We start from the raw sequence: 2,405 nt of genomic DNA on the forward strand, positions 1-2,405 counted from the left end.
TGGCACCACCCCCTCCCTTCTCTGGTTCCAAAAATACCTCGGGGTGAATGCCGCGCCCCGCGCGGCAGAGGGGCAGCGCCCCTCGACAAAACAAAAAAGAGGCGCTCCCGCAGGAGCGCCCCCGTTTCGAAACCGCCGTCCGAAGCCCCGGGCGAGACAGCCCGCTCAGCTTTCCATGACGTCGTCGCCGGCATCCTCTACGGACATGTGGAAATCGAGCCCGTGGGCGGCGCGGATCTTGTCTTCGATCTCGAGCGCGACGCGGGTGTTCTCGCGCAGGAAATTCTTGGCGTTCTCGCGCCCCTGCCCGATGCGTTCATCGCCGTAGGAGTACCAGGCGCCGGACTTGTCGACCACGCCGGCCTTGACGCCGAGATCGAGCAGTTCGCCCATCTTGGAGATGCCCTCGCCATACATGATGTCGAACTCGACCTGCTTGAACGGCGGTGCAACCTTGTTCTTCACCACCTTGACGCGGGTCTGGTTGCCGACCACCTCGTCGCGATCCTTGATCGAGCCGATGCGGCGGATGTCGAGGCGCACGGAGCTGTAGAACTTCAGCGCGTTGCCGCCGGTCGTCGTCTCGGGCGAGCCGAACATCACGCCGATCTTCATCCGGATCTGGTTGATGAAGATCACCATGCAGTTCGAGCGGCTGATCGAGCCGGTGAGCTTGCGCATCGCCTGGCTCATCAGGCGGGCCTGCACGCCGACATTCGAATCGCCCATGTCGCCCTCGAGCTCGGATTTCGGCGTCAGCGCCGCCACCGAGTCGACCACCACCAGGCTGACCGCGCCGGAGCGCACCAGCGTGTCGGTGATCTCGAGCGCCTGTTCGCCGGTGTCGGGCTGCGAGATCAGCAGCTCGTCGAGATCGACGCCCAGCTTCTTGGCGTATTGCGGATCGAGCGCATGCTCGGCGTCGACAAACGCGCAGACGCCGCCCTTCTTCTGCTCTTCCGCCACCACGTGAAGGGTGAGCGTGGTCTTGCCCGAGCTCTCCGGGCCGTAGATCTCGATGATCCGGCCCTTGGGCAGGCCGCCGATGCCAAGCGCGATATCCAGACCGAGCGACCCGGTCGAGGTCGCCTCGATATCCTTCATGGCGTTGTCGCCACCGAGCTTCATGATCGAACCCTTGCCGAACTGCCGCTCGATCTGCGCCAGGGCGGACTCGAGGGCTTTCTGCCGGTTTGCGTCTTTCTTGCTGTCCATTGTCAGAAGATCTGCCGTTGCCATGCGTTTCGGTCCTTATTCCACACCCGTGCGAGGGCGGCAATCGCTGCTTTGTTCGCCTCTTGTTCTCACACCCTTATGAGACCAAAAGAAGAACATTTCAAGATCTTTTCCGTGGACCAGTCTTCTCCGGCAAGGTTAAAGAGTGGTTTACAGGCGAGAAAAACCGGGGAGTTCGCGGATGCTGGTATTCTGGAAGGCGCGGCTGGTGCTGCTGGCGGTGCCCAAGACGGGCAGCTCGGCCTACGAATCCGCGCTGGCGCCGCATGCCTCGATGACGGTGCTCGACCCGCCCGAGCTCAAGCACGCCCCTGTCTACCGCTACAACCGCTTCTTCCGCCCGATGTTCGAAAAGATGGGGGTCGAGCACATGGAGTTGATGGCGGTGATCCGCGAGCCGGTGTCCTGGCTCGGCTCCTGGTATCGCTATCGGCAACGCGACTTCCTCGACGGCAAGCCGACCTCGACGAAAGGCATGAGCTTTGATGCGTTCGTCGATGCCTACACCCGCGGCGAGCGCCCGCCCTTCGCCAATGTCGGCAGCCAGGCCAAGTTTGTCGAGCCGCGCCCGAACGGCACCGGGGTGAGCCGGCTGTTCCGCTACGAGAACCAGTCCGGCATCATCGGCTTTCTCGAGGAGCGGCTCGGCGTCGCGCTCGACCTCCCGCGCGAGAACGTCTCGCCGCGCGCCGATCTGCAGCTCTCGCCCGAGCTCGAGGCCAAGCTGCGGCGCAAATGCGCCGCCGATTTCGAGGTCTGGGAGCGCGCCGAAGGCTGAGCCCGGCTAGGGCAGTTGCCGGTTCACCGTCTCGGTCAGTTCGGTGAGCGAGAACGGTTTCGGCAGGAAGACCGAATTCGACACCCCCGGCCCGCCCTCGGGAAAAACCTCCTCGGCATAGCCCGACATGAAGACCACCGGCGTCTCGGGGCGATCGCGCCGCGCTTCGCGCACCCAGCTTGGCCCGTCCATGCCCGGCATCACCACGTCGGTGACGGTCAGGTCCACCGCCATGTCGGGATCGGAGAGCCGCTCCAGCGCCTCCTCGCCATTGCCGGCCTCGATCACGCCATAGCCGCGCATCTGCAGCGCCCGGGCCGCGAACGCCCGCACCGGCGCCTCGTCCTCGACCAGCAGCACGGTTCCGGTACCGCTGTGCGGTGGATCGGAC

General features: G+C 64.7%; 3 protein-coding genes. 1 reads left to right on the top strand and 2 read right to left on the bottom strand.

All coding sequences use genetic code 11. From position 1 onward, the window contains the following. Positions 1 to 165: 165 nt before the first annotated feature. Complete coding sequence (recA, locus tag AC6RA4_RS17400) at positions 166 to 1,239, bottom strand: recombinase RecA (RefSeq protein ID WP_500162511.1); 1,074 nt, start codon at positions 1,237 to 1,239, stop codon at positions 166 to 168. A 178-nt stretch (positions 1,240 to 1,417) separates the two neighbouring features. Between recA and AC6RA4_RS17405 the strand changes: the two genes are divergently transcribed. Further along, positions 1,418 to 2,014, top strand: a complete 597-nt coding sequence (locus tag AC6RA4_RS17405) for a gamma-glutamyl kinase (protein WP_500162513.1) — start codon at positions 1,418 to 1,420, stop codon at positions 2,012 to 2,014. A 6-nt stretch (positions 2,015 to 2,020) separates the two neighbouring features. On the opposite strand, the gene AC6RA4_RS17410 is transcribed toward AC6RA4_RS17405, so the two are convergent. After that, positions 2,021 to 2,405: response regulator (locus AC6RA4_RS17410; protein WP_500162515.1), on the bottom strand; the 385-nt coding region annotated here is incomplete at its 5' end.

It is taken from the genome of Salipiger sp. (assembly GCF_059781815.1).